This window comes from Streptomyces sp. A012304, assembly GCF_026008495.1.
Taxonomy (GTDB): Bacteria; Actinomycetota; Actinomycetes; order Streptomycetales; family Streptomycetaceae; genus Streptomyces.
Window position 1 is genome coordinate 1 of sequence record NZ_BQUN01000047.1, and the last position, 23,549, is coordinate 23,549.

Consider the following 23,549-nt stretch of genomic DNA (forward strand, 5'->3'; position numbering starts at 1 on the left):
GGTGGGATGGGGGCTCAGGTCGGGGCGGTGGGCGGGATGGGGCTCAGGTCGGAGTGGGGGCGGGACGGGCTCAGGCCGGTTCAGAGGCCTGCCGGACGCCAGGGCAGTTCCGCTGTCACCCGGGTGGGTCCCCCGGCCGGTGAGTCCACCACGAGAATCCCGTCCACCGCGTCCAGCCGTCCCGCCAGCCCCGCCAGTCCGGACCCCGCGGAGGCGTCCGCTCCGCCCACCCCGTCGTCGACGACCTGCACCAGCAGCCGGTTGTCGACCCGCCACACATCCACCGTCGCCGCCCGCGCCCGACTGTGCTTGCTGACGTTCTGCAGCAGCTCCGACACCGTGAAGTACGCGATCCCCTCGATCGCCGGCGCCGGCCGCTCCGCCAGATCCACCTCCACCCGCACCGGCACCGCGCAGCGGGAGGCCACCGACGACAGCGCCGCGTCCAGCCCCCGGTCCGTCAGCACCGCGGGATGGATCCCGCGCGCCAGGTCCCGCAGCTCCTGCAACGCCGTCTTCACCTCCCCGTGCGCCTCGTCCACCATCCGCGCCGCCGCCCGCGGGTCCTCCCGCAGCTTCTCCTTCGCCAGCCCCAGATCCATCGCCAGCGCCACCAGCCGAGCCTGCGCCCCATCGTGCAGGTCCCGCTCGATGCGCCGCAGGTCCGCCGCCGCCGTGTCCACCACGACCCCCCGGTCCACCTCCAGCTCCACCACCCGCGACGCCAGCCGCGACGGCCCGAGCAACCCGTGCACCAGCAGCCGGTCCACCGTCGTCAGCGCCCGCACGATCCACGGCACGGCCAGCGTGACCAACAGCCCCACCAGCGCCGTCACGGTGATCTCGAACGGGTTGTTCAGATAGATCTGGTGCTGCTCGTCGCCGTACAGCTGAAGCCCGTCCTGGCCGCCGTACATCGGGAAGAACCAGAACCACAGCGGGTACGTCAGCATCGACCAGCCGAACGTGCACAGGATCACGGTGACGCAGAAGGAGAACGTCGCCCACGGCAGGATCACCAGCGCGTACAGCACATGCCGCCAGGACGCGCCGCTCTTGAGGACGGCGTTCATCCGGGCCAGCGCACCCCGACCGCGCGGCCGCAGCGGCTCGGGGGCGGCCACGTCCAGTCCGAGCAGTCCGCGCGCCCGGACCCGCTCCAGCGCCGCGAAGCCCCGGCACACCGCCAGCCCCGCCGCCAGCACCGGGATGCCGACGAACGTCACGATCAGGCTCGCGCCGAGCGACAGCGCCGTGACCGCGAACGTGAACAGCGCGATGCCGATCGGCAGGCTCAGCAGCACATAGGCGAGCTCACGCCAGGCGCGCGCCTCCAACGGCGCCCGCAGCACGGCCGGCAGCCGGTGCCGGCGCCGGCCGTCACCGGGTCCGTACTCGTCGGCGTACGGCGTGTATGCCCCGTACTCGCTGTACTGCGTGGCCATGGATGTCGTCCGTTCTACTCGTCGTCCCGCAGGTGTCGTCCCCTACCTCCACCCTCCTCGGCGACGGGCGCACGGACCATGGAGTCCGTCGGCGTCTCGGACGGGGGGTTTTCCCTACCTCGCGGGCCGGGGCTGGTCGGTACGGTCCCGCCACGGCAGCTCCGCCGTCACCGTCGTGGGGCCGCCCTCCGGCGAGTCCACGACGAACAGGCCGTCCACGGCGCCCAGCCGCTCCGCCAGCCCCCGCATCCCCGTACCACCGTCCAGCCGCGCACCGCCCCGGCCGTCGTCCCACACCTGCACCAGCAGCCGGTCGTCCACCCGCCACACCTCCACCGAGGCCGACCGGGCACCGCTGTGCTTGCTGATGTTCTGCAGCAGCTCGGAGACGGTGAAGTAGGCGATGCCCTCGATGGCCTGCGCGGGCCGGGACGGCAGGTCCACCGTCACCTTCACCGGGACCGTGCAGCGGGAGGCCACCGACGACAGCGCGGCGTCCAGACCCCGGTCGGTCAGCACCGCCGGATGGATGCCCCGGGCCAGGTCGCGCAGCTCCTGGAGCGCCAGCTTCACCTCGCCGTGCGCCTCCTCGACCATCGCCGCCACAAGGTCGTCGGCCTGCCCCTCCAGCAGCTTCTCCTTCGCCAGGCCGAGCCCCATCGCCAGGTTCACGAGCCGGGCCTGCGCGCCGTCGTGCAGATCGCGCTCGATGCGCCGCAGATCGGCGGCGGCCGTGTCCACCACGACCCCACGGTCGGACTCCAGTTCGGCGATACGCCGTTCCAGCTCGTCGGAGGGCGAGAGCAGGGCCCGCACCATCGCCCGGTCCGCGTTGGTCAGCCCGCGCGCCACGAACGGCAGCACCGGCCACAGCACGAACAGGGAGGTGAAGACGACCGTGAAGGTCACGATCCCCCACGGCAGTCGGATGAAGTCGTACAGGACCGTCCGCCAGGCCACCGGGTCCTTCAGCACCAGCCACATGCCCTGGAACAGGTTGCCCGCCCGGCGCAACGGCAGCGGGCTCGGCTCGTCCACCCGCACCCCGAGCAGCATCCGCGCCCGCCCCCGCTCGAACCGGCCGATGCCCCGCGCGCCCAGCAGCCCGAGCGCCAGCAGCGGCAGACCCACCACCGTGAGGGTCAGCATGGCGCCGGTGAACAGCACCGTCATCACATACGTGAAGCCGGCCAGCGACATCGGCAGGTTCGCCAGGAGATGCGCGATCTCCTTCCAGGTCTGCACGTCGTAGGCGAGACGGGCGGGCGGCAGCGGACGCTCCTCCCGCCCGGCCCCCGTGTCCCGGCCGGCGGCGATCACGGTGGGGGCGGTGGGCCTGACGGGTCTCGGCGGTACGGCGGGGCCGGTGGGCGCACCGGCGGGTACGGCAGCGCCGGTGGGTACAGGGGTGGCTGGGGGTACTGGAGTGGTGGGTCCGGTGGGGCCGTGAGATCCGGCGGGCACGGCTCCGCGCGCGGGCTTGGATGCGGTCATATGGGCTAGCGTGCCGCGCGCCGCGCCCGCGCGCCATGGAGTCCGCCGCCTCCATCGCCTGGGGAAAACCCCACCCCCATTGCCCCAGGTGTGACGGCCTGCTTACCGTGCCTTTATCAGGCCCTAGACTCCCGTGCGTACAGATCGTCGAACAGGCCGAGGCCGAGGCCGGAGCCGGGGAGCGAGGGACGGACGGTGCCGCAGACGTCGCACGCAGCGCTGAGGGACTCGACGGTCGTCGTAGCGTCGGACGACTACTTCCACGCGTACACGGTCGTCGGACTGCTCGCCGCCATCGGCGTGCTCTTCGTCGCGATCGCCTTCGGCGCGGGCCGCCTCCTGCGCCCCGTGGTCCCCACCCCCGAGAAGCTCCTGACCTACGAGTGCGGCGTCGATCCCGTCGGCGAGGGCTGGGCCCACACCCAGGTCCGCTACTACGTCTACGCCTTCCTCTACGTGATCTTCGCGGTCGACTCGATCTTCCTCTTCCCCTGGGCGACGGTCTTCGCGGCCCCCGGCTACGGCGCGACCACCCTGGTGGAGATGTTCGTCTTCCTCGGCTTCCTCGCCGTGGGCCTGCTCTACGCATACAAGAAGGGCGTCCTGGCATGGACGTGACCCCGACCTCCTCCGAGCCCGTACTGCTCCCCGAGCCGAAACGACTGGGCGCCCTCGCCCGCCTCGCCCCGGAGCCGATGAAGGTCGTCCTCAACTGGGGCCGCCGCTACTCGCTGTGGGTCTTCAATTTCGGCCTCGCCTGCTGCGCGATCGAGTTCATCGCCGCGTCGATGGCCCGCCACGACTTCATCCGCCTGGGCGTCATCCCCTTCGCCCCCGGCCCCCGTCAGGCCGACCTGATGGTGGTGTCCGGCACGGTCACGGACAAGATGGCCCCGGCCGTCAAACGCCTCTACGAGCAGATGCCCGAGCCGAAGTACGTCATCTCCTTCGGCGCGTGCAGCAACTGCGGCGGCCCCTACTGGGACTCGTACTCGGTGACCAAGGGCGTCGACCAGATCATCCCGGTGGACGTGTACGTCCCCGGCTGCCCGCCGCGCCCCGAGGCACTGCTCCAGGGGATCCTCAAACTCCAGGAGAAGATCGCGCGCGAGTCGCTCGGCGAGCGGTACGGCTCCGGCACGGCCCGCCCGTCCGCCGCCGCGCTGCAGAGCGGCCTGGTGCAGCCCCCGACCCCCGAAGGTGACGCCCGATGACCACGGCCGGCTGGCTGCCCGCCCCCGCCGAGGAACTCTTCGGCCCCGACGCCACCGCCGAGGAGTCCTACGAGGTCCTGGCCGTGGACGTCCCCCCGGGCTCCTGGATCACCGCCCTGGAGACCGCGCGCGACCGCCTCGGCTGCACCTACTTCGACTGGCTGAGCGCCGTCGACGAACCGGGCACGGGCTTCCACGTCTGCGCCCACGTCGTCGCCCTCGCCCCGGTCCGCCGACTGCTGCTGCGCACGACGGTCCCGCACGCGACCCCGGCACTCCCCTCCGCCGTCGGCGTCTACGCGGGCGCCGCCTGGCACGAACGCGAGACGCACGAGATGTTCGGCGTCGTCTTCTCCGACCACCCGGCCCTGGACCACCTCCTCCTCCCGGACGGCTTCGAGGGCCACCCCCTGCGCAAGGACTTCGTCCTCGCCTCCCGCGTCGCCAAGGCCTGGCCCGGCGCGAAGGAACCCGGCGAATCCGAGCACGGCGGCCCCAAGCGCCGCCAGATGCTCCCCCCAGGCGTCCCCGACCCCAACGAATGGGGCCCCCTGAAGGGCCAACTCCCCCCTGCCCCGACCCGCCCGGCCCGAGGCGCCCCGGGCGAACGCCCGTCCCGCACCACCCCGGGCGAGCGCCCCGTACGCCGCGCACGCACAGCCTCCGAAGGCTCGGCCAGCCAGGGCGCCTCGGCAGCCACGGGACCGACGGCGGCGGGTGAGCGCCCCGCCCGGCGTGCCCGGACCTCGGCCGAGGGCTCGGCCAGCCAGGCGTCGGTATCAGCGTCGGGCACGGCGGACGAGGCCACCCCGGCTTCGCCGCAACCGACACCCGAACGCACCTCCGGCAGCCCGACCGGCCCTCGCCGCTCCCGAAGCGCGAGCGAGGGCTCGGCCTCCCAGCGGGGAGAAGGCACGGCACCCGCAGGAGAACCGCAACCCGCGCCGGAGCACAGGGACACCAACAGCACCACTGACACCACAAGCGCGACGGCGCCCACAGACCCCTCCGCCGAGCCCTCGGCGACTCCGCCGCGCCCGGCAGGACCGCGGCGGGCGCGCAGCGCGTCCGAAGGCTCCGCGAGTCAGCGGCCCTCTACGGCCCCCCGCCAGCGCCCCTCCACGGCCCCCCGCAGCTCCGACGCCCCCTGGCACCACGCCCGCCCCGCCTTCGGCGAACCGGAACCGACGAAGCCGGAGGACCGGCCCGAGACCCCGACTCCGGAGACCCCGACGTCGGAGTCCCCGACTCCGGAGACAAAGACGCCAGAGATAAAGACCTCGGAGACCTCGGCCCCCGACGAGCCCACGCCCGACGAGCCCACGCCCGACCAACCCACCCCCGAGAACCCCCACGGAGGCCCGCAGTGAACGACGCTCTCGACGTCGGCCTGCGACTCCTGCTCGTCTTCGTCGTCTTCCTCACCTTCCCCCTGATCATCGGCCAGACCGAGCACAAGGTCATGGCCCACATGCAGGGCCGCCTCGGCCCGATGTACGCCGGTGGGTTCCACGGCTGGGCCCAGCTCATCGCGGACGGCGTGAAGTTCGCGCAGAAGGAGGATGTCGTCCCCGCGGGCGCGGACCGTCGTATCTTCCAGCTCGCCCCCGCCGTGGCCCTCCTGCCGTACCTCCTCGTCCTCCTCGCCATCCCGATCGGCCCGAGCGAGGGCGCGGTCGGCGAGGTCATCGACGCGGGTGTCTTCTTCGTGCTCGCCGTGATGGGCGTCGGCGTCCTCGGCTCGCTCATGGCCGGATGGGCCAGCGCCAACAAGTTCTCCCTCCTCGGCGGCCTGCGCACCGCCGCCCAGCTCCTCGCCTACGAACTGCCGATGCTGCTCACCGCCGCCTCGGTGGCGATGGCGGCCGGTACCGTCTCCCTCCCCGGCATCCTCGACGCCTTCGAGTGGTGGTGGCTGCCCTGGCAGATCGTCGGCGCGATCGTCTTCTTCGTCGCCGGCCTCGCCGAACTCCAGCGGCCTCCCTTCGACATGCCCGTCGCCGACTCCGAGATCATCTTCGGCGCGTACACCGAGTACACCGGCCTCCGCTTCGCACTGTTCCTCCTCGCCGAGTACGCCGGCATCGTCGTCCTGTGCGGCCTGACCACCGTCCTCTTCCTGGGCGGCTGGCACGGCCCCTGGGGTGCTGACGGCCTCGGCTGGGTCTGGACCCTTCTGAAGACCGCGCTACTCGCCTTCCTCGTGATCTGGCTCCGCGTCACCTATCCCCGGCTGCGCGAGGACCAGCTCCAGAAGCTCTCCTGGACCCTCCTCGTCCCCCTCTCCCTCGCCCAGATCGCCCTCACCGGCGTCGTCAAGGTGGTGATCCAGTAACCATGGCCCCCATTCCCGGCAGTGGCCTCGCCAAGGGCCTGGCCGTCACCCTCCGCACGATGACGCGCAAGACCGTCACCGAGCAGTACCCCGACGTCCAGCCCGATCTGCCGCCCCGCACCCGAGGCGTGATCGGCCTGTTCGAGGAGAACTGCACGGTCTGCATGCTGTGCGCCCGCGAGTGCCCCGACTGGTGCATCTACATCGACTCCCACAAGGAGACGGTCCCGGCGGCGACCCCCGGCGGCCGCGAGCGCAGCCGCAACGTCCTCGACCGCTTCGCCATCGACTTCTCGCTCTGCATGTACTGCGGTATCTGCATCGAGGTCTGTCCTTTCGACGCCCTGTTCTGGTCCCCGGAGTTCGAGTACGCCGAGACCGACATCCGTGACCTCACCCACGAACGCGACAAGCTCCGTGAGTGGATGTGGACCGTGCCGGCCCCGCCCGCCCTCGACCCCGGCGCCGAGGAACCCAAGGAGATCGCCGCCGCCCGCAAGACGGCGGAGAAGCTCGCCGCCGCGCAGGCCGAACCCGCCGAACCCCAGGAGGGCCGGTCGTGACCCTCGTGCAAGCGCCGCAGGGCTTCCTCTCCCCGACCGGCGTCGAGATCGCCTTCCTCCTCGTCGGCCTGGTCACCTTCGGCGCCGCCCTCGTCACCGTCACCACCCGGCAGCTGGTCCACGCCGCCCTGTGGCTGGTGGTGACCCTCGGCGGCCTGGCCGTCGAGTACCTCCTGCTCACCGCCGAGTTCATCGCCTGGGTGCAGGTCCTCATCTACGTCGGTTCGGTCGTCGTCCTCCTCCTGTTCGGTCTGATGCTCACCCGGGCCCCCATCGGCCGTTCACCGGACGCCGACTCCGGAAACCGCTGGGCCGCCCTCGCCGTGGCCGTCACCGCCGCGGCCGCCCTGGTCTGGGTCGTCGTCGACGCCTTCCGCACCACCTGGATCGACCTGGACGGCCCCGCCTCCGGCTCCACCAAGGTCACCGGCGCGAGCCTCTTCCAGCACTGGGTGCTCCCCTTCGAGGCCCTCTCCGTCCTCCTCCTCGCGGCCCTGGTCGGCGCGATCGTCCTGTCCCGCAAGGCGAAGGCGGAGAAAAGCTCTCCCCCTGTGAACTCCCGGGCCACCACCGAGAGTTCCCCATCCGTCCCGGATGCCCGGAAGAAGCCGGCCGAGCAGGAAGGCGCCCACTGATGCATCTCGCCTATCCCGCCGTCCTCTCCGCCCTCCTCTTCTGCACCGGCCTGTACGGCGTCCTGGCCCGCCGCAACGCGATCCTGGTCCTGATGTCGGTCGAGCTGATGCTCAACGCCGTCAACCTCAACCTGGTCGCCTTCGACGTGTGGCTCAGCCGCACCGCCGAGGAGACCCTGCACTCCGGCCAGGCCCTGACCCTGTTCACCATCGCCATCGCCGCCGCCGAGATCGGCATCGGCCTGGCGATCGTCCTCGCCGTCCATCGCAACCGCGGCACCGCGGACATCGACAAGCTCCGCGACACCGCCGAGGGCCACGACACCCCCGACGACAGCGCCACCCCCGCGGCTGAGAAGGCTGAGGCCACCGCGTGACCACGACCACCCTCGCCGTCCTCGTCCCCCTCCTGCCGTTCCTCGGAGCCGTCGCCGGCCTGCTGCTCGGCCGCACCGCCCCCGGTTTCGTCCGCCCGCTCGCCGTCCTGCCGACCCTCGCCTCCCTCGTCCTGGCCGCCCTCGTCGCCGTACGGCAGGGCGGTGACGCGGCCGTCGACGCGGCCACCGAACTCACGCCCACCGGCTCGATCCCGATCGAACTCGCCCTGCACATCGACGGCTTCGCCGCCCTCGTCGCCGTCCTCGTCGGCCTCGTCGCCTCCTGCGTGCAGATCTACTCGACCGGCTACCTGCGCGAGGACCCGCGCTACCCCTCCTACGCCGCCCTCGTCTCCCTGTTCACCTCCGCGATGCTCCTCGTCGTCTACTCGGGCGACCTGATCGTGCTGCTGATCGGCTGGGAAGTCATGGGCATCTGCTCCTACTTCCTGGTCGGCCACTACTGGGAGACCCCCGAGGCCCGAGCCGCCTCCATCAAGGCCTTCCTCGTCACCAAGCTCGGCGACGTGCCCTTCCTCATCGGCCTGTTCGCCCTGGCCACCGACGCCGGCTCGTTCCGGATCACCAGGGTCCTCGGCGCCGTCGCCCACGGCGGACTCGACCACCCGACGCTCATCGCCCTGCTGCTCCTGGCGGGCGTCGCCGGCAAGTCCGCGCAGTTCCCGCTGCACACCTGGCTCCCCGACGCGATGGCGGGCCCCACACCCGTCTCCGCGCTGATCCACGCCGCGACGATGGTCGCCGCCGGTGTCTACTTCATCGCCCGGCTCCTTCCGGTGTTCGAGGCCTCCCAGGCCGCGATGGTCGTCCTCGCCGTCATGGCCGCCGTCACGATGGCCGGCTCCGGTCTCGCCGCGCTCGCCCAGGACGACATCAAGCGCGTCCTCGCCTACTCGACGATCGGCCAGCTCGGCTACATGACCGCCGCCCTCGCCGTCGGCGACCGCGGTGCCGCCGTCTTCCACCTCCTGTCGCACGGCGCCTTCAAGGCGCTGCTGTTCCTCGCCGCCGGCGTGATCATCCACGCCGCGGGCACCAACTCGCTGGCCGCCATGTCCCGCATGAGCCACCTGCGTGACCGCGTCCCCGACGCCTTCTGGACGATGACCGTGGCACTCCTCGCGCTCGCCGCGATCCCGCCGTTCAGCGGCTTCTTCTCCAAGGAGTCCGTCCTCGCCGCCGCCGAGCACGTCTCCACCGGCCACACCGAGCACGCCCCCGCCGCCGCGGGCTGGATCGTCCTCGTCGCCGGTCTGCTCACCGCCCTCCTCACCGCCGCCTACGCGACACGTCTGTGGCTGCTGGCCTTTCGCGGCCGGGGAGCCGAAGCCCCCGACCACGGCCGCCAGCCGCTGCCCATGACCGTCGTCCTGTGGGTGCTCGCCGTGCCCTCCCTCGCCCTCGGCGGGTTCGCCTACCGCTCGCTGCCCGACTGGTTCGACGGCCGCGACCTCGCCCCGACCTTCACCACCTCCGTCCTCGGCACCGGGATGGCCCTCGTCGGAGCCCTCGCCGCCTACGCCGCCTGGCGGCACCTCACCGCCCTGGCGGCCCGCGTCCCGCTGGGCGCGGTCGCCGCCCACCCCGAGGGCGACGCCGGACAGGTCGAGGCCGAGGCCATCGCGAGCCACGCGCCCGCCTACGGAGACATCGCCTCCGCCCCCGACCCGGCCGACCCCGGACGGCTCCTGCTCGGCCCGCTGCACCGCCACGCGGCCGTCGGCTTCCACCTGGACGCCGTCTACCGGACCCTGTTCGTCCGCCCGGTGCGCGGCGGAGCCAGCCTCGTCCGGTTCCTCGACCGGGAGGTCGTCGACACCTACGTGAGCGGTGCCGGCACCCTGCCCCGCTGGCTCGGCACCGCCGTACGGCGCGCCCAGACCGGCAACGTCCAGACCTATGTGAGCGCGCTGCTCGCCGGCACCGTCGTCCTGGCGGTCGCCGTCCTCCTCGTCGCCACGGGAGCGTGAGCAGGCGTGATCGATATCAGCGAGTCCGTGATGCAGTTCCTTCTGGCGTTCATCGTCGTCGGCCCGCTCCTCGGCGCCGTCACCGCTCTTCTGCCGGCTCCGCCCGGGCTGAAGGGGAAGTCACCCGACCAGGCCGTGCTGCGGCACGGCGTCACCGTGACCGGCGCGATCCTCATCGCCGCGGTCGTCCTCGCGCTCGGCTTCGACCACGACCAGCCGTCGAAGATGCAGGCCAGCACCGACATCAGCTGGATCCCCGCACTCGACGTACGTATCCACCTCGGCATCGACGGCATCTCCCTCCCCCTTCTGGTCCTGACCGCGCTGCTGACCTTCCTGTGCGCGCTCTACTCGTACTTCAACCTGCCGGCGGGCCCGAGCCCGAAGGCCTTCGTCGCGCTGCTGCTCGTCCTCGAGTCCGGCACCCTCGCCACCTTCGCCGTCCTCGACCTGCTGCTGTTCTTCCTCGCCTTCGAGATGGTCCTGATCCCGATGTACTTCCTCATCGCCCGCTGGGGCGGCGAGGACCGGACCCGGGCGGCGTGGAAGTTCATCCTGTACACGCTGCTCGGATCCGTGGTCATGCTGCTCGGCCTGCTCCTGATCGGAATCACGGCGGGCACATTCGACATGGTGGCACTCGCCACTGACAACGGCCGGTCGCTGACCACATCCGTGCAGGTCATCGCCGTTCTCGCGGTCGGGATCGGGCTCGCGGTCAAGACCCCGATGTGGCCGCTGCACAGCTGGCTCCCCGACGCCCACACCGCCGCCCCGACCGTCGGCTCCGTTCTGCTGGCCGGAGTCCTGCTGAAGATGGGTACGTACGGGTTCGTCCGGATTCTTCTCCCGGTCGCCCCCGACGGCTTCCACACCTTCGCGCCCTACCTCGCCGCCTTCGCCGTCGTCGGCATCATCTACGGATCCCTGGCCTGCCTGGCCCTCGCCAAGCGGGGCGCGAAGGGCGACCTCAAGCGCCTCATCGCCTACTCCTCCATCGGCCACATGGGCTTCGTCCTGCTCGGCATCGCCTCCACCACCCCGACCGGCGTCAACGGCGCCCTGTTCGCCAACATCGCCCACGGCCTGATCACCGGCCTGCTCTTCTTCCTGGTCGGCGCCCTGAAGGACCGCACCGGCACCACCGACCTCGACACCCTCGCCGAGGAGACCGGCGCCGCCCTCTACGGCAAGGCCCCCCGCCTCGGCGGCCTTCTCGCCTTCGCCGCCGTCGCCTCGCTCGGCCTGCCCGGGCTCGCCGGGTTCTGGGGCGAGATGCTGGCCCTGTTCGGGGCCTTCGACCCCGCCGACGACCTCAGCCGCCCCGCCTTCCTCACCTTCACCGCGATCGCCGCGTTCGGCACCCTCCTGACCGCCGCCTACCTGCTCGTCGTGGTCCGCCGCGTCTGCATGGGCGCCGTCCCGACAGACGCCCCACGTCTCACCGACGTCCGCACCTACGAGTTCGCGGCCTGGACGCCGCTCGTCGTCCTCACCGTCGTCGCCGGCCTCTGGCCCAAGGCCCTCCTCGGCCTGACCGACCCGGCCGTGCAGCAGCTCCTCGCAGGAGGCACCCGATGAGCTCCCTGGCCGCCCCGTCCGTCGTCCAGTCCGTCGACTGGCTCGCGATCGCCCCGCCCACCCTCGCGGCCGTCGTGGGCCTCGCCGTACTCGTCGCCGACCTGTTCGTGCCCGAGCGGAAGAAGCCGCTCCTGGGCTGGCTGTCGGTCGCGGGCCTCGCCGCTTCCACCGCCCTCCTGCTGCCGCTGTTGGACGCCGACCGCTCCACCTTCTGCCTGACCGGCGGCACACGCGCGTGCAGCTACACCGCCGACCGCTTCACCCTCGTCATCCAGTTCCTCGTCCTCGGCGGGGCACTGCTGGCCGCCCTGCTGTCCGTCACCGCCCTGAAGGACGCGCGAGGACGCCTGCCCGAGGGCGAGTTCTGGTTCCTGCTGCTGTCCTCCGCCGCCGGCGCCGCGCTGCTGCCCGCCTCCCGCGACCTCGCCACCCTGATCGTCGCCCTGGAGGTCGCCTCCCTGCCCGCCTTCGCCCTGGTAGGCATCCGGCACGGCGACCGCAGGTCCTCCGAGGCGGCCCTGAAGTTCTTCCTGTCCTCCGTCACCGCCACCGCCGTCAGTCTGCTGGGCATCAGCTTCGTCTACGCGGCCACCGGCACCCTGCACCTCACCCTGGTCGCCGACCGCATCCAGGACGTCGACGGACAGCTGCACACCCTCGCCCAGACCGGCGTCGTCCTCACCCTCATCGGTTTCGCCTTCAAGACGGCCGCCGTCCCCTTCCACTTCTGGGTCCCCGACACCTACGTCGGCGCACCCCTGCCCGTCGCCGCCTACCTCTCGGTCGTCGGCAAGGCGGTCGGCTTCTCCGGCCTCATCCTCGTCACGGTCGTCGCCTTCCCGTCGTACGCCGACGTCTGGGGCCCCGCCCTCGCGGCGCTGGCCGCCCTCACCATGACCGTCGGCAACGTCGGCGCCCTCCGTCAGCAGGCCACGCGCGCGTACAGCGCCGTACGGCTGCTCGCCTGGTCCTCCGTCGGCCAGGCCGGCTACCTCCTCGTCCCCATCGCCGCCGCCGCGTACGCCGACGACCCCGAGCACGCCGTGGGATCGACCCTCGCCTACGCCCTCATGTACGCCGCCGTGAACCTCGGCGCCTTCGCGGTGGCCGCCCTCGTCGGCCGTACGAGCGAGACGAACCGCGTCAGCGACTACCGGGGCCTGTACGCGAGGAACCCCCTCACCGCTCTCCTCCTCGCCTTCTTCCTCCTCTGCCTCGCCGGACTGCCGCCGGGCATCATCGGCCTCTTCGCGAAGGTCACCGTCTTCTCCGCGGCCGTCGACGCCGGGCTGGGCTGGCTCGCCGTGGTCATGGCCGTCAACGTCGTGATCGCCCTGTACTACTACCTCCAGTGGACGGCCCTGCTGTTCCGCGCCCCCGAGGGCGAACCCGGCGCGCACCGCGTCCCCGCGCCCCTCACGGCCGCGCTCGCCGTCACCGCCGTCCTCGGCATCGCCCTCTCCGGAGCCCCCCAACTGGTCCTGCGCTTCGCCGACACGACGCTCTTCTGACCCGTCACCTCCCACGCCACGTGGGCCGTCACCCGGACGGCCCACGCCCGCCCCTGCCCGCACAAGGGAACTAGTGCCCGCCGCCTGGCGTTGACGCATACGGGAGGGTCCACTGGTCGTGACACGAGTGACACCAGCAGGACCGCAGATCAGCGAGCAAAGGGTTGCCCCTGCCGCACGACTTGGAGGGCGTACCGTGCACCGCCGGCACAACGGGCTCAGGACCGCAGTTCTCCTCGGGGGACTGTCCGCACTCATCATCGTCATCGGCAGCTTCTTCGGCCGTATGGGGCTCGTCGTCGCGGTCCTCGTCGCACTCGGCACCAACGCGTACGCGTACTGGAACAGCGACAAGCTGGCGCTGCGCGCGATGCGCGCCCGCCCGGTGAGCGAGTTCGAGGCCCCCGGCCTGTACCGCATGGTCCGCGAACTCTCCACGCAGGCCCGACAGCCCATGCCCCGCCTCTACATCTCCCCTACCGAGGCCCCCAACGCCTTCGCCACCGGCCGCAACCCGCGCAACGCCGCCGTGTGTTGCACGGAGGGCATCCTGCGGCTCCTGGACGAGCGGGAGCTGCGCGGCGTGATCGGCCATGAGCTGAGCCATGTCTACAACCGCGACATCCTCATCTCCTCGGTCGCCGGCGCCCTCGCCTCCGTGATCATGTTCCTGGTCAACTTCGCCTGGCTGATCCCTATCGGCCGCTCCGAGGACGACGACGGCCCCGGCATCCTCGGCATGCTGTTGATCATGCTGCTGGGTCCGCTCGCCGCCTCCCTCATCCAGATGGCCATCAGCCGCTCCCGGGAGTACGAGGCGGACGCGTCGGGCGCCCAGCTCACCGGCGACCCACTCGCCCTCGCCAGCGCCCTGCGCAAGCTCGAACACGGCACCAAGCAACTCCCGCTGCCCCCTGAGCCCCGCATCGAGACCGCGAGCCATATGATGATCGCGAACCCGTTCCGGCCGGGCCAGGGACTGTCCAAGATGTTCTCGACACACCCGCCGATGGCGGAGCGCATCGCCCGGCTCGAGAGGATGGCAGGTCACCCGTAGTGAAGACCATTCTGAACGTCATATGGCTCGTGCTCAGCGGCTTCTGGCTGTTCCTGGGCTACATGTTCGCGGGCCTGCTCCTGTGCATCACGATCATCGGAATACCGTTCGGCATCGCGGCCTTCCGCATCGGCGTCTACGCCCTCTGGCCGTTCGGCTACACGACGGTCGAGCGTCGCGACGCGGGCGCCCCCTCCTGCCTCGGCAACGTCCTGTGGCTGGTCCTCGCGGGCTGGTGGCTGGCCCTCACCCACATCGTGACCGGCATCGTCCTGTGCGTCACGATCATCGGCATCCCGTTCGGCATCGCCAACTTCAAGCTGATCCCGGTGTCACTGGTCCCGCTGGGCCGCGAGATCGTGCCCACGGACCAGCCCTTCGCCGCCCGCTGACGCCGGCCGCCCGTTGTCCACAACCGGCGGGTTTTCCACAGGCCACCCCCGATTGTCAGTGCCGTCCGGCACCATGAACGCATGACCCGCAGATCATGAACGCACCACCCACAGACCCCTGCGCAGATACCGCCCGGACCGGCACGTGCCCCCTGGCCCCGTAGCCCGCGGACGGGGCCCCACGAACCGCTGACGGCGACCTCCATGAGCCGCAGACCGTGAACCCCACGACCCCCGGACCGTGAACCCCACGACCCTGGGCCCGTGCATTCCACGAACCGGCAGACCGTGGACCCTACGAAGGCCACCTCCGCACCGGCCGGCGCGGCCGCAGACCGTGGACCCTACGACCGGCAGACCGTGGACCCTACGACCGGCGGACCGTGAACCACACGATCCGCACACCGTGAACCCCACAACCCGCCCTCACCGCCCGCGGTCGGCCACCCAGCCCCGCACCCCGTACGCCACCACGCCCACCGCCAGCACACCCGCCCCCGCGATCACCGAGGTTCCCGGCAGCGCGAAGGCCAGGACCAGGCAGCCGAGCAGGCCCAGTGCGGGCAGGGCCCGCGTCAGCGGGGCCGGATCCAGCGTCCAGGCGGACGCGTTGGCCACCGCGTAGTACGCCAGCACACCGAAGGAGGAGAAACCGATCGCGCCCCGCACGTCCACCGTGGCGGCCAGGACGGCGACCACCGCGCCCACGGCCAGCTCGGCTCGGTGCGGGACCTGGAAACGCGGATGCACCGCGGACAGCGCGCCGGGCAGATGACCGTCCCGCGCCATGGCCAGCGTCGTCCGCGAGACCCCCAGGATGAGGGCGAGCAGCGACCCCAGCGCGGCCACGGCGGCCCCGACCCGGACCACCGGCACCAGCCCGGGCACGCCCGCCGCCCGCACCGCCTCGGCCAGCGGCGCGTCCGCGTCCCCCAGAGCCCCCGACCCCAGCACCGAAAGGACGGCGACCGCCACACACGCGTACACGGCCAGCGCGATGCCCAGGGCCAGCGGGATCGCGCGGGGAATGGTCCGCGCGGGATCCCGCACCTCCTCGCCGAGGGTCGCGATCCGCGCATACCCAGCGAACGCGAAGAACAGCAGGCCGGCGGCCTGGAGCACGCCGCCGAAGCCCCCGGAGACCCCGACGTCGAGCCGCCCGGCGTCGGCCTCCGCCGACCCCAGACAGACCACGACCACACAAGCGAGGACCGCCAGCACCACCGCCACGATCACCCGCGTCAGCCAGGCCGACTTCTGGATGCCGCCGTAGTTCACCGCCGTCAGCGCCACCACGGCCGCGACCGCCACCGCGTGCGCCTGCCCCGGCCAGACGTACGCCCCGACCGTCAACGCCATCGCCGCACAGGAGGCCGTCTTCCCGACCACGAACGACCAGCCCGCGAGATACCCCCAGAACGGGCCCAGCCTCTCGCGGCCGTACACATAGGTGCCGCCCGAGGCCGGATACAGAGCGGCCAGACGCGCCGACGCCATGGCGTTGCAGTAGGCCACCACCGCGGCCAGCGCCAGTCCGAGCAGCAGCCCGGAACCGGCGGCGTGCGCGGCGGGTGCCAGGGCGGCGAAGATGCCCGCACCGATCATCGAGCCGAGCCCGATGACCACGGCGTCCCCGACGCCCAGGGTCCGCCGCAGTTCGGCGGGGGATCCGGACTGTGTCATGGGCCGCACCCTACTGAGCCGGGGAACCGCGGGTCGTCGTCGGGGCGTCGTCCCGTCCAACACGGCACGAACGCGCGGTGACGACCTGCCGGACAGGCGGGCCGAGAAGGCCGGGAGCAACATCACAGTCCCGGGACAGTGCGGGCACAGCGCGGAAGGGCAGGTTCAGGGCATGAGCATCATCAGCTGGATCATTCTGGGGCTGTTGGCCGGAGTCATCGCCAAGGTCCTGCTCCCGGGCCGGGACCCGGGCGGCCTCATCGGCACCACCGTCATCGGTGTGGCGGGCGCGTTCATCGGCGGCTGGATATCGGCCCGCTGGCTGGACCACCCCATCAGCAAGGACTTCTACGACGGCGCGACCTGGGCCTCGGCGATCGGCGGATCGCTGGTGCTGCTGATCGTGTACCGCATCCTGTTCGGCCACTCGCGGGACTGAGCGGACCGCGTCCCGACGGGAGGCGGACGCGAGGGTGGGCACCGCCCCGGGCGCCCACCCACACTGTGATGCCTACCGGTAGTTCACGAACTGGAGCGCGAAGTCGAAGTCCTGCCCCTTCAGCAGGGCGATGACGGCCTGGAGGTCGTCGCGGCTCTTGGAGCTGACGCGCAGCTCGTCGCCCTGGACCTGGGCCTTGACGCCCTTGGGGCCCTCGTCACGGATGAGCTTGGCCACCTTCTTCGCGTTCTCCTGGGAGATACCCTCCTTGATCTCCGCGAAGAGCTTGTACTCCTTGCCGGAGAGCTGCGGCTCGCCGGCGTCCAGCGCCTTCAGGGAGATCCCGCGCTTGATCAGCTTCGACTGGAAGACGTCGAGGACAGCCTTCACCCGGTCCTCGGAGTTCGCCTCCATCAGGATCTTGTCACCGGACCACGAGATCGAGGCGCCGACGCCCTTGAAGTCGTAACGCTGGGAGATCTCCTTGGCGGCCTGGTTGAGGGCGTTGTCGACCTCCTGCCGCTCGACCTTCGAGACGATGTCGAAACTGGAGTCGGCCATGTCCTGTGGCTCCTTGTATCGGGTGCGTATCGGGGTGCGTGTCGGCGTCCGTGAGGGCTGTCGCCGAGCCCGGCGCGGGGCGCGGGCCGCATCCGGACAAGCCTAGCCACCCCGCTCCGTCGGGGCGGCGCGGAATCCAGGTGCGAAGCACCCCCGTCCATCAGGTATCGTTTACGTCGTTGCCAGGGAGCACCGCCGAAAAGCGGTTCGAACAGGCAGCGAAACCCGGCGGTGTGCCCGAGCGGCCAAAGGGAGCAGACTGTAAATCTGCCGGCTCAGCCTTCCCAGGTTCGAATCCTGGCGCCGCCACGCTGAGTGAAACCCCTCCGAACTGCGGAAACGCAGGGCGGAGGGGTTTTCTCGTTGATGCTCGCGGGATGCGTGCAAGCCCAGTGGCGTGGATCACTCCGTCTGGGGCGGTGGCGCCTCCCGCGGTGTCTTCGCGGTCCGCTTCACGTCCGCCTCCACCTCGTTGCGCGGTTTGCCCTCGTCCTTGGCGTACTCGGTGACCGCGGCCTGGACGTCCCGGGCGAGGTCGCGCCAGGCGCGCCACGCGGTTTCGTAGGTGTCGGTCTGCGTCTCCGACCAGGGGGCGGCCGTGGGCGCGCCGTAGGTGTCCCGCAGGTGCAGGACCCTCGCGTGTGCCTCGTCGGCCGCGCGCTGTTTCTCCACGAGTTCCTCGAAGGTATGTGCCACATGTACGGATGCTAGGGAGATGGGCGGACTTCCGCGCGACGAGCGGGGCGTGCGGCGCGACGCGGTACCCGCGTGGCGCACTCGGGCAGACTGGGCGCATGTCCAGCCGCCGCAGAGCCTGCCCCGAGTGCCGTCGCGAGATCGCCGTCGTCGCCGGACGCTTCGCACGGCACGACCCGCCGGGAGCGCGGGACAACGGACAGCTCACTTCCTGCCCCGGCTCCCGACGGATCGCCCAACTCGGCGCGGTCCAGCCCTCGTTGGACGGGTACGTCGTGCCCGACATCCCGGGGCAGCTGCCCCTGTTCTAGAACGGGCGGTGCGGGGGCCTCAGTTGCCCGCGACCGCCTTCACCGCCACCGACACCGGCGTCGACCCGCCGATGAGTTCCAGCGTCAGGCCGGCCGTCGCCGGAGTGTCCAGCAGCTCCGCCAGGACGGCGGCCACGTCGTCGCGCGGGACAGCGCCACGGCCCGTGCGCGCCTCCAGCCGGACCAGGCCGGTGCCCGCGTCGTCCGTCAGCGAACCCGGGCGCAGGACCGTCCAGTCGAGTCCGTCCAGGCCCTGGACGTAGGCGTCCGCCTCGCCCTTGGCGCGCAGATAGACGTCGAAGATCTCGTCGCCCTGCCGTCCGGCGTCGGCGCCGTAGGACGAGACGACCAGGAAGCGGCGTACGCCCGCGCGGAGCGCCGCGTCCGCGAACAGCACGGCCGCGCCCTTGTCGACGGTGTCCTTGCGGGTCGCCCCGCTGCCCGGGCCCGCGCCCGCCGCGAACACCGCCGCGTCCGCGCCCCGCAGGCGCTCGGCGACCTCCTCGACCGACGCCGACTCCAGGTCCAGCACGACCGGTTCGGCGCCGACGGCCCGCAGGTCGTCCGCCTGTTCGGCCTTGCGGATGATGCCCGCGACCTCGTCCCCGCGCCCGGCGAGCAGCCGCTCCAGCCGCAGCGCGATCTGACCATGACCCCCAGCGATGACAATGCGCATGCTTCCGACCGTACGCCCGCACACGCGCGTACGCCGCCCGGCCCGAGGGCTCGCGCGGCCGTGCCGCCTACGACAGTTGGCCGCGACCCTGCCGCGGGAACCCGAGTTCCGCGGCCGCCGCCGAGTTGCGGTACTCGCGGACCGCGCTGGTACGGGCCACCACCCGCCCCCGGTGGATCACGATGCGGCTGTACGCCAGGGACAGCGCGCCGGAGAGACGGTCGCCGCGGACGGCCAGCAGGTCGGCGGGGAAGCCCGCCTCCACGCGGACCTCGGGCAGGCCCAGGGCGGCCCGCGCCGACGCGCTGACGGCGTCGTAGGCGTCCTCGGGGCGCAGGCCGTGGCGGGAGGCGAGGAGGTAGGCCGCCTCCAGCGGGTCGCCGCGGCCGACGGGGTTCGACACGTCCCGCAGCGCCCCGCTGCCGGCCGCGACCCGGACCCCGGCCGCGCGCAGCAGCCGTACGGGGGCCGTGCCGCGGCGTTCGGCGGCGCCGCAGCCGCCCTGGGGGAGGCAGACCACCGTCACGCCGGCCGCGGCGAGCCGGTCGGCGGTGCGGCCGGCGGTCTCGGCGGGCAGCCGGTCGAGGCCCGCGCAGGGGCCGAGGGTGACACCGGGGCGCAGCCCGCCGGCCATCGCGGCGAGCCGGGCGAGGCGGGCCGGGTCGGTGGCGTCGGTGTGCAGGTCGACGGGGCAGCCGTGCTCGGAGGCCACTTCCAGGACCGTCTCGACGTAGCCCGTCGGGTCGGGATCGAGGTCGGGGCAGCCGCCCACCACGGAGGCGCCCATCCGCACCGCGTCGTGCAGCATCGCCAGCCCGTCGGCGCCGGCCACCCCGGTGAGCACCCGGGGCATCGCCACCGTGGTCAGCTCGGCGAGCCCGTGCAGCGAGCGCCGGGCGCGGAGGGTGGCGGCCAGCGCGCCGAGGCCCTGGACGTCGCCCACGCGCACGTGGGCGCGCTGCGCGGTCGCGCCGTGGCCGAGTTGCAGCAGCGCGGCCTCCGTGGCACGGCGCTGGACGTCCCGGGGGGCGTAGGAGACGGGGCCCTCGGTGTCCGCCGACAGCGCGGTGTCGGCGTGCGCGTGGGGTTCGGCCGGGGCGGGCAGCAGGAGGTAGCCGTCGAGGTCCACGCGGGTGCCGCTCGTACGCGACGGGCCGGCCGTCAGGCTGCCGGCCGTGCCGACCGCCTCGATGCGCCCGCGGCCCAGCCGTACGTCCACGGTCCGGCCGTCCGTGAGGCGCGCGCCGCACAGCAGGAGGGCGGCAGGGTCGGGCTGCCCGGACGGCGCGGAGGACGACGAGCGGGGCGGCTGCGGCCGGGTGTCGGGCATCGCGCTCCAGGGGCTCGGGGACGGGAGGTCTCGGGGCAAGATCACGCAGAGTGAGTCGAGCCTAGGGCGGCCGTCCGGCGCTGTCGGGGAGGAGCGCAATAGTCGTACCGGCGTGGTCCGGCGGGTCCTGACGGGGGTGATCAGGTGGGCGGGAGGGGCTCACGGGCGCGGCGGGACCTCGGCGGAAGGGGCCGTGGTGGGGGGCGTGCAATGGATTTGGGTGAACGGCGGCGGACCGTGTAATGTCTTCATCGCTCGCCCCAATAGCTCAGTCGGCAGAGCGTCTCCATGGTAAGGAGAAGGTCTACGGTTCGATTCCGTATTGGGGCTCTGGTGTGAGAGGTTCCCGCCGCGAGGCGGGACCGATCGCATCAAAGCGGTGTAGCTCAGTCGGTAGAGCAAGCGGCTCATAATCGCTGTGTCACCGGTTCAAGTCCGGTCACCGCTACTGACAGTAGCCGATTGCGGGGTCGGTCCTTCGATCGGCTACTCTTTCTTGCGTTAAATCGTCCCATCCGTTCGTCAAGGAGCACTCACGTGGCTGCCACCGACGTCCGCCCGAAGATCACGCTGGCCTGCGTGGAGTGCAAGGAGCGGAACTACATCACCAAGAAGAACCGGCGCAACAACCCGGACCGTCTTGAGATGAAGAAGCACTGCCCGCGTTGCAACGCGCACACCGCGCACCGCGAGACGCGATAAATCAGGCTCGTACACGAGGCCGTCCCCGAGTGATCGGGGGCGGCCTCGCGTCGTTGAGCGACCCATACCGGTCAGTAGAGCAACCAGGAGGTGCCGAGCCCATGGCGCTCGACCAGTCCTTCGTCGGGCGGACCTACCCGCCCACCGAGCCCTACGAGGTGGGCCGGGAGAAGATCCGCGAGTTCGCCGAGGCGGTCGGGGACGACAACCCGGTGTACACCGACCCGGAGGCCGCCAAGGCGCTCGGGCACCCCGATGTGATCGCCCCGCCGACCTTCGTGTTCTCCATCACCTTCAAGGCCGCCGGAGAGGTCGTCCAGGACCCGCAGCTCGGCCTGGACTACAGCCGGGTGGTGCACGGCGACCAGAAGTTCGCCTACCGCCGCCCGGTGCGCGCCGGTGACCGGCTGACCGTGACCTCGACCATCGAGGGCATCAAGTCGCTCGCCGGCAACGACATCCTGGACATCCGCGGTGAGGTCCACGACGAGGCCGGCGAGCACGTCGTGACCGCCTGGACGAAGCTGGTCGCCCGCGCGGCCGAGGAGGGCTGAGATGACGGCGAAGGTCGCTTACGACGACGTCGAGGTCGGCACCGAGCTGCCCAGCCGGTCCTTCCCCGTGACGCGCGCCACGCTCGTGCAGTACGCGGGGGCCTCCGGGGACTTCAACCCGATCCACTGGAACGAGAAGTTCGCCAAGGAGGTGGGCCTGCCGGACGTCATCGCGCACGGCATGTTCACCATGGCCGAGGCGATCCGCGTCGTCACCGACTGGACCGGCGACCCGGGCGCGGTCGTCGACTACGGCGTGCGCTTCACCAAGCCCGTCGTCGTCCCCAACGACGACCAGGGCGCCCTGATCGAGGTCAGCGGCAAGGTCGGGGCCAAGCTCGACGACAACACCGTGCGCGTCGACCTGACGGTGACCAGCGCGGGGCAGAAGGTGCTGGGGATGTCGCGGGCGGTCGTGCGGCTGGCCTGACCGGCTGTTCGAACGGTGGGGTAAGGGGCGTTCTCCCTTGCGGGGCGCCCCTTACGCGTGCCCGAGCGGGTGGGCGGGGCTGTCGGTGGCGTCTCGTAGGCTTGGGCGCGTGCTGGAACTCCACGACGCCCCGCTCGCCCCGCTGACCACCTTCCGGCTGGGCGGCCCCGCCACCCGGCTGGTCACCGCGACGACCGACGCCGAGGTGATCGCCGCCGTGCGCGAGGCCGACGCCGACGGCACACCGCTGCTCGTCATCGGCGGCGGATCCAACCTCGTCATCGGTGACAAGGGCTTCGCCGGAACGGCGCTGCGGATCGCCACCAGCGGCTTCGAGCCGGCCGGTACGACGCTGGAGCTGGCGGCGGGTGAGGTGTGGACGGACGCCGTCGCCCGCACTGTGGAGGCCGGGCTCGCCGGCGTCGAGTGCCTGGCCGGCATCCCCGGCTCGGCGGGCGCGACGCCGATCCAGAACGTGGGGGCGTACGGCCAGGAGGTCTCCTCCACCATCACCGAGGTCATCGCCTACGACCGCCGCGCGGGCGAGACGGTCACCCTGAGCAACGAGGAGTGCGCCTTCTCCTACCGGCACAGCCGCTTCAAGGCCGACCCCGAGCGGTACGTCGTCCTGCGCGTGCGCTTCGCACTGGAGGACGCGGGCGGGCTGTCGGCGCCGATCAAGTACGCCGAGACGGCGCGGGCGCTGGGCGTGGAGCCCGGCGACCGGGTGCCGCTCGCCGACGCCCGCGAGACGGTGCTGAAGCTGCGGGCCGGCAAGGGCATGGTCCTCGACCCCGAGGACCACGACACCTGGTCGGCCGGGTCGTTCTTCACCAACCCGATCCTCAGCGACGCCGACTTCGCGGTGTTCCACGCGCGCGTGAAGGAGCGGCTCGGCGACGGCGTGGAGCCGCCCGCCTATCCGGCGGGGGAGGGGCACACCAAGACCTCCGCGGCCTGGCTGATCGACAAGGCGGGCTTCACCAAGGGGTACGGCAGCGGACCCGCCCGCATCTCCACCAAGCACACCCTCGCTCTCACCAACCGCGGCGAGGCCACCACGGAGGACCTGCTGACCCTGGCCCGCGAAGTCGTGGCCGGCGTCCGCGAGGCCTTCGGCATCACCCTGGTCAACGAGCCGGTGATGGTGGGGGTCGGGCTGTAGGGGGCGGGCCGTAGAGCCTCGGGGCGACCGGGGTCCGGCGCTGACCGGGACTCGGCCGGGCCTTGTGGGCACGAGAGGCCCGGGTCGAGCCCAGGGGCTTCAGGGAGGCAGGCGAACCGGGCCGGCCTGGGCGGCCCTCTGCGTCCGGCAGCGCCGCCGCGGCCTTGGCGCCTCGCGTCGACCAGTTGGGGGCTCTCGGCCCTGAGCGCGCTTCCCGTACCCCGTGCGGTGCTTTCCCCGTACCGCCGCGCCGTGCAGTCCCGGCTCTCCGTGCCCTCGCGCCCGGCGCCCGGCGCGCCCGCGCTCCCCATCCCCGCGCCCGGCGCACCCCGCGCTCGGCCCCCCGGCTCTCTCTCCCCCCGCGCCCCCGCCTTTTCCGTCCCCTCCCCCCTCTCCCCGCGCCCCCG

The 23,549-nt window shown here is 72.0% G+C and carries 25 protein-coding genes and 3 tRNA genes; 21 read left to right on the forward strand and 7 right to left on the reverse strand.

Annotation, left to right across the window (positions count from 1 at the left end; all coding sequences use genetic code 11):
• Positions 1 to 80 precede the first annotated feature (80 nt).
• On the reverse strand, positions 81 to 1,445 hold the full coding sequence (locus tag ALMP_RS11250; RefSeq protein ID WP_264926604.1) for a sensor histidine kinase: 1,365 nt from the start codon (positions 1,443 to 1,445) through the stop codon (positions 81 to 83).
• Positions 1,446 to 1,559: 114 nt separating this feature from the next.
• Entirely contained in the window at positions 1,560 to 2,765 is a 1,206-nt protein-coding gene (locus ALMP_RS11255; protein ID WP_264926606.1) for a sensor histidine kinase, read from the reverse strand.
• A 369-nt stretch (positions 2,766 to 3,134) separates the two neighbouring features.
• Between ALMP_RS11255 and ALMP_RS11260 the strand changes: the two genes are divergently transcribed.
• The 12 genes from ALMP_RS11260 to ALMP_RS11315 all read left to right on the forward strand — a co-directional run bounded on the left by ALMP_RS11260 (position 3,135) and on the right by ALMP_RS11315 (position 14,595).
• Positions 3,135 to 3,557 carry an NADH-quinone oxidoreductase subunit A gene (locus tag ALMP_RS11260; RefSeq protein WP_264926608.1) on the forward strand — a complete coding sequence of 141 codons (423 nt, stop codon included), beginning with the start codon at positions 3,135 to 3,137 and terminating at the stop codon, positions 3,555 to 3,557.
• Positions 3,548 to 4,153 (forward strand): NADH-quinone oxidoreductase subunit B, encoded by a 606-nt coding sequence (locus ALMP_RS11265; RefSeq protein ID WP_264926610.1) that lies wholly within the window; start codon positions 3,548 to 3,550, stop codon positions 4,151 to 4,153. Before ALMP_RS11260 ends, ALMP_RS11265 begins: the two co-directional genes overlap by 10 nt.
• A complete protein-coding gene (locus ALMP_RS11270) occupies positions 4,150 to 5,523 on the forward strand; it encodes an NADH-quinone oxidoreductase subunit C (RefSeq protein WP_264926612.1) in 1,374 nt (457 codons plus the stop codon). The genes ALMP_RS11265 and ALMP_RS11270 overlap by 4 nt, the downstream gene beginning before the upstream one ends.
• Positions 5,520 to 6,488, forward strand: coding sequence for a complex I subunit 1 family protein (locus ALMP_RS11275; RefSeq protein WP_264926615.1), 969 nt, complete (start codon positions 5,520 to 5,522; stop codon positions 6,486 to 6,488). Before ALMP_RS11270 ends, ALMP_RS11275 begins: the two co-directional genes overlap by 4 nt.
• Before the next feature lie 2 nt (positions 6,489 to 6,490).
• Entirely contained in the window at positions 6,491 to 7,051 is a 561-nt protein-coding gene (locus tag ALMP_RS11280) for an NADH-quinone oxidoreductase subunit I (RefSeq protein WP_264926616.1), read from the forward strand.
• Positions 7,048 to 7,686 (forward strand): NADH-quinone oxidoreductase subunit J, encoded by a 639-nt coding sequence (locus tag ALMP_RS11285; protein ID WP_264926617.1) that lies wholly within the window; start codon positions 7,048 to 7,050, stop codon positions 7,684 to 7,686. Before ALMP_RS11280 ends, ALMP_RS11285 begins: the two co-directional genes overlap by 4 nt.
• Complete coding sequence (nuoK, locus tag ALMP_RS11290) at positions 7,686 to 8,063, forward strand: NADH-quinone oxidoreductase subunit NuoK (protein WP_264926618.1); 378 nt, start codon at positions 7,686 to 7,688, stop codon at positions 8,061 to 8,063. The genes ALMP_RS11285 and nuoK overlap by 1 nt, the downstream gene beginning before the upstream one ends.
• Complete coding sequence (locus ALMP_RS11295) at positions 8,060 to 10,054, forward strand: NADH-quinone oxidoreductase subunit L (RefSeq protein WP_264926619.1); 1,995 nt, start codon at positions 8,060 to 8,062, stop codon at positions 10,052 to 10,054. Before nuoK ends, ALMP_RS11295 begins: the two co-directional genes overlap by 4 nt.
• A gap of 6 nt (positions 10,055 to 10,060) precedes the next feature.
• Positions 10,061 to 11,635 (forward strand): NADH-quinone oxidoreductase subunit M, encoded by a 1,575-nt coding sequence (locus tag ALMP_RS11300; RefSeq protein WP_264926620.1) that lies wholly within the window; start codon positions 10,061 to 10,063, stop codon positions 11,633 to 11,635.
• Positions 11,632 to 13,146 (forward strand): NADH-quinone oxidoreductase subunit N, encoded by a 1,515-nt coding sequence (locus tag ALMP_RS11305; protein ID WP_264926621.1) that lies wholly within the window; start codon positions 11,632 to 11,634, stop codon positions 13,144 to 13,146. Before ALMP_RS11300 ends, ALMP_RS11305 begins: the two co-directional genes overlap by 4 nt.
• A 196-nt stretch (positions 13,147 to 13,342) precedes the next feature.
• Complete coding sequence (htpX, locus tag ALMP_RS11310; protein WP_264926622.1) at positions 13,343 to 14,203, forward strand: zinc metalloprotease HtpX; 861 nt, start codon at positions 13,343 to 13,345, stop codon at positions 14,201 to 14,203.
• Positions 14,203 to 14,595 (forward strand): YccF domain-containing protein, encoded by a 393-nt coding sequence (locus tag ALMP_RS11315; RefSeq protein WP_264926623.1) that lies wholly within the window; start codon positions 14,203 to 14,205, stop codon positions 14,593 to 14,595. The genes htpX and ALMP_RS11315 overlap by 1 nt, the downstream gene beginning before the upstream one ends.
• A gap of 426 nt (positions 14,596 to 15,021) precedes the next feature.
• On the opposite strand, the gene ALMP_RS11320 is transcribed toward ALMP_RS11315, so the two are convergent.
• A complete protein-coding gene (locus ALMP_RS11320) occupies positions 15,022 to 16,278 on the reverse strand; it encodes an APC family permease (protein WP_264926624.1) in 1,257 nt (418 codons plus the stop codon).
• 172 nt (positions 16,279 to 16,450) lie between these two features.
• On the opposite strand from ALMP_RS11320, the gene ALMP_RS11325 reads away from it, so the two are divergent.
• Positions 16,451 to 16,717 (forward strand): GlsB/YeaQ/YmgE family stress response membrane protein, encoded by a 267-nt coding sequence (locus ALMP_RS11325; protein WP_264926625.1) that lies wholly within the window; start codon positions 16,451 to 16,453, stop codon positions 16,715 to 16,717.
• 72 nt (positions 16,718 to 16,789) lie between these two features.
• Here ALMP_RS11325 and ALMP_RS11330 read toward each other — a convergent pair whose 3' ends face one another.
• The gene (locus tag ALMP_RS11330) at positions 16,790 to 17,278 is read right to left on the reverse strand and encodes a YajQ family cyclic di-GMP-binding protein (protein WP_264926626.1); all 489 of its coding nucleotides are present in this window, start codon (positions 17,276 to 17,278) and stop codon (positions 16,790 to 16,792) included.
• 227 nt (positions 17,279 to 17,505) lie between these two features.
• Between ALMP_RS11330 and ALMP_RS11335 the strand changes: the two genes are divergently transcribed.
• Positions 17,506 to 17,587 (forward strand) — tRNA-Tyr (locus tag ALMP_RS11335).
• A gap of 93 nt (positions 17,588 to 17,680) precedes the next feature.
• Here ALMP_RS11335 and ALMP_RS11340 read toward each other — a convergent pair.
• Positions 17,681 to 17,974: a hypothetical protein gene (locus ALMP_RS11340; RefSeq protein ID WP_264926627.1), complete on the reverse strand. Its 294-nt coding sequence runs from the start codon at positions 17,972 to 17,974 to the stop codon at positions 17,681 to 17,683.
• Positions 17,975 to 18,072: 98 nt separating this feature from the next.
• Here ALMP_RS11340 and ALMP_RS11345 point away from each other — a divergent pair, with 98 nt between their 5' ends.
• Positions 18,073 to 18,285, forward strand: coding sequence for a hypothetical protein (locus tag ALMP_RS11345; protein WP_264926629.1), 213 nt, complete (start codon positions 18,073 to 18,075; stop codon positions 18,283 to 18,285).
• A gap of 19 nt (positions 18,286 to 18,304) precedes the next feature.
• On the opposite strand, the gene ALMP_RS11350 is transcribed toward ALMP_RS11345, so the two are convergent.
• Positions 18,305 to 18,961 (reverse strand): SDR family oxidoreductase, encoded by a 657-nt coding sequence (locus ALMP_RS11350; protein ID WP_264926631.1) that lies wholly within the window; start codon positions 18,959 to 18,961, stop codon positions 18,305 to 18,307.
• A gap of 67 nt (positions 18,962 to 19,028) precedes the next feature.
• Positions 19,029 to 20,291 (reverse strand): amidohydrolase family protein, encoded by a 1,263-nt coding sequence (locus ALMP_RS11355; RefSeq protein ID WP_264926634.1) that lies wholly within the window; start codon positions 20,289 to 20,291, stop codon positions 19,029 to 19,031.
• 257 nt (positions 20,292 to 20,548) lie between these two features.
• On the opposite strand from ALMP_RS11355, the gene ALMP_RS11360 reads away from it, so the two are divergent.
• From ALMP_RS11360 to ALMP_RS11385, 6 genes are all read left to right on the forward strand, one after another.
• Positions 20,549 to 20,621: transfer RNA gene (locus ALMP_RS11360), tRNA-Thr, on the forward strand.
• Between the two features lie 45 nt (positions 20,622 to 20,666).
• Positions 20,667 to 20,739, forward strand: a tRNA-Met gene (locus ALMP_RS11365).
• Positions 20,740 to 20,828: 89 nt separating this feature from the next.
• Positions 20,829 to 20,993 carry a 50S ribosomal protein L33 gene (gene rpmG, locus ALMP_RS11370; protein ID WP_003948671.1) on the forward strand — a complete coding sequence of 55 codons (165 nt, stop codon included), beginning with the start codon at positions 20,829 to 20,831 and terminating at the stop codon, positions 20,991 to 20,993.
• Between the two features lie 101 nt (positions 20,994 to 21,094).
• Entirely contained in the window at positions 21,095 to 21,547 is a 453-nt protein-coding gene (locus ALMP_RS11375) for a MaoC family dehydratase N-terminal domain-containing protein (protein ID WP_264926690.1), read from the forward strand.
• A gap of 1 nt (position 21,548) precedes the next feature.
• Entirely contained in the window at positions 21,549 to 21,977 is a 429-nt protein-coding gene (locus ALMP_RS11380) for a MaoC family dehydratase (protein WP_264926692.1), read from the forward strand.
• Between the two features lie 109 nt (positions 21,978 to 22,086).
• On the forward strand, positions 22,087 to 23,142 hold the full coding sequence (locus ALMP_RS11385; RefSeq protein ID WP_264926694.1) for a UDP-N-acetylmuramate dehydrogenase: 1,056 nt from the start codon (positions 22,087 to 22,089) through the stop codon (positions 23,140 to 23,142).
• Positions 23,143 to 23,549: the final 407 nt, after the last annotated feature.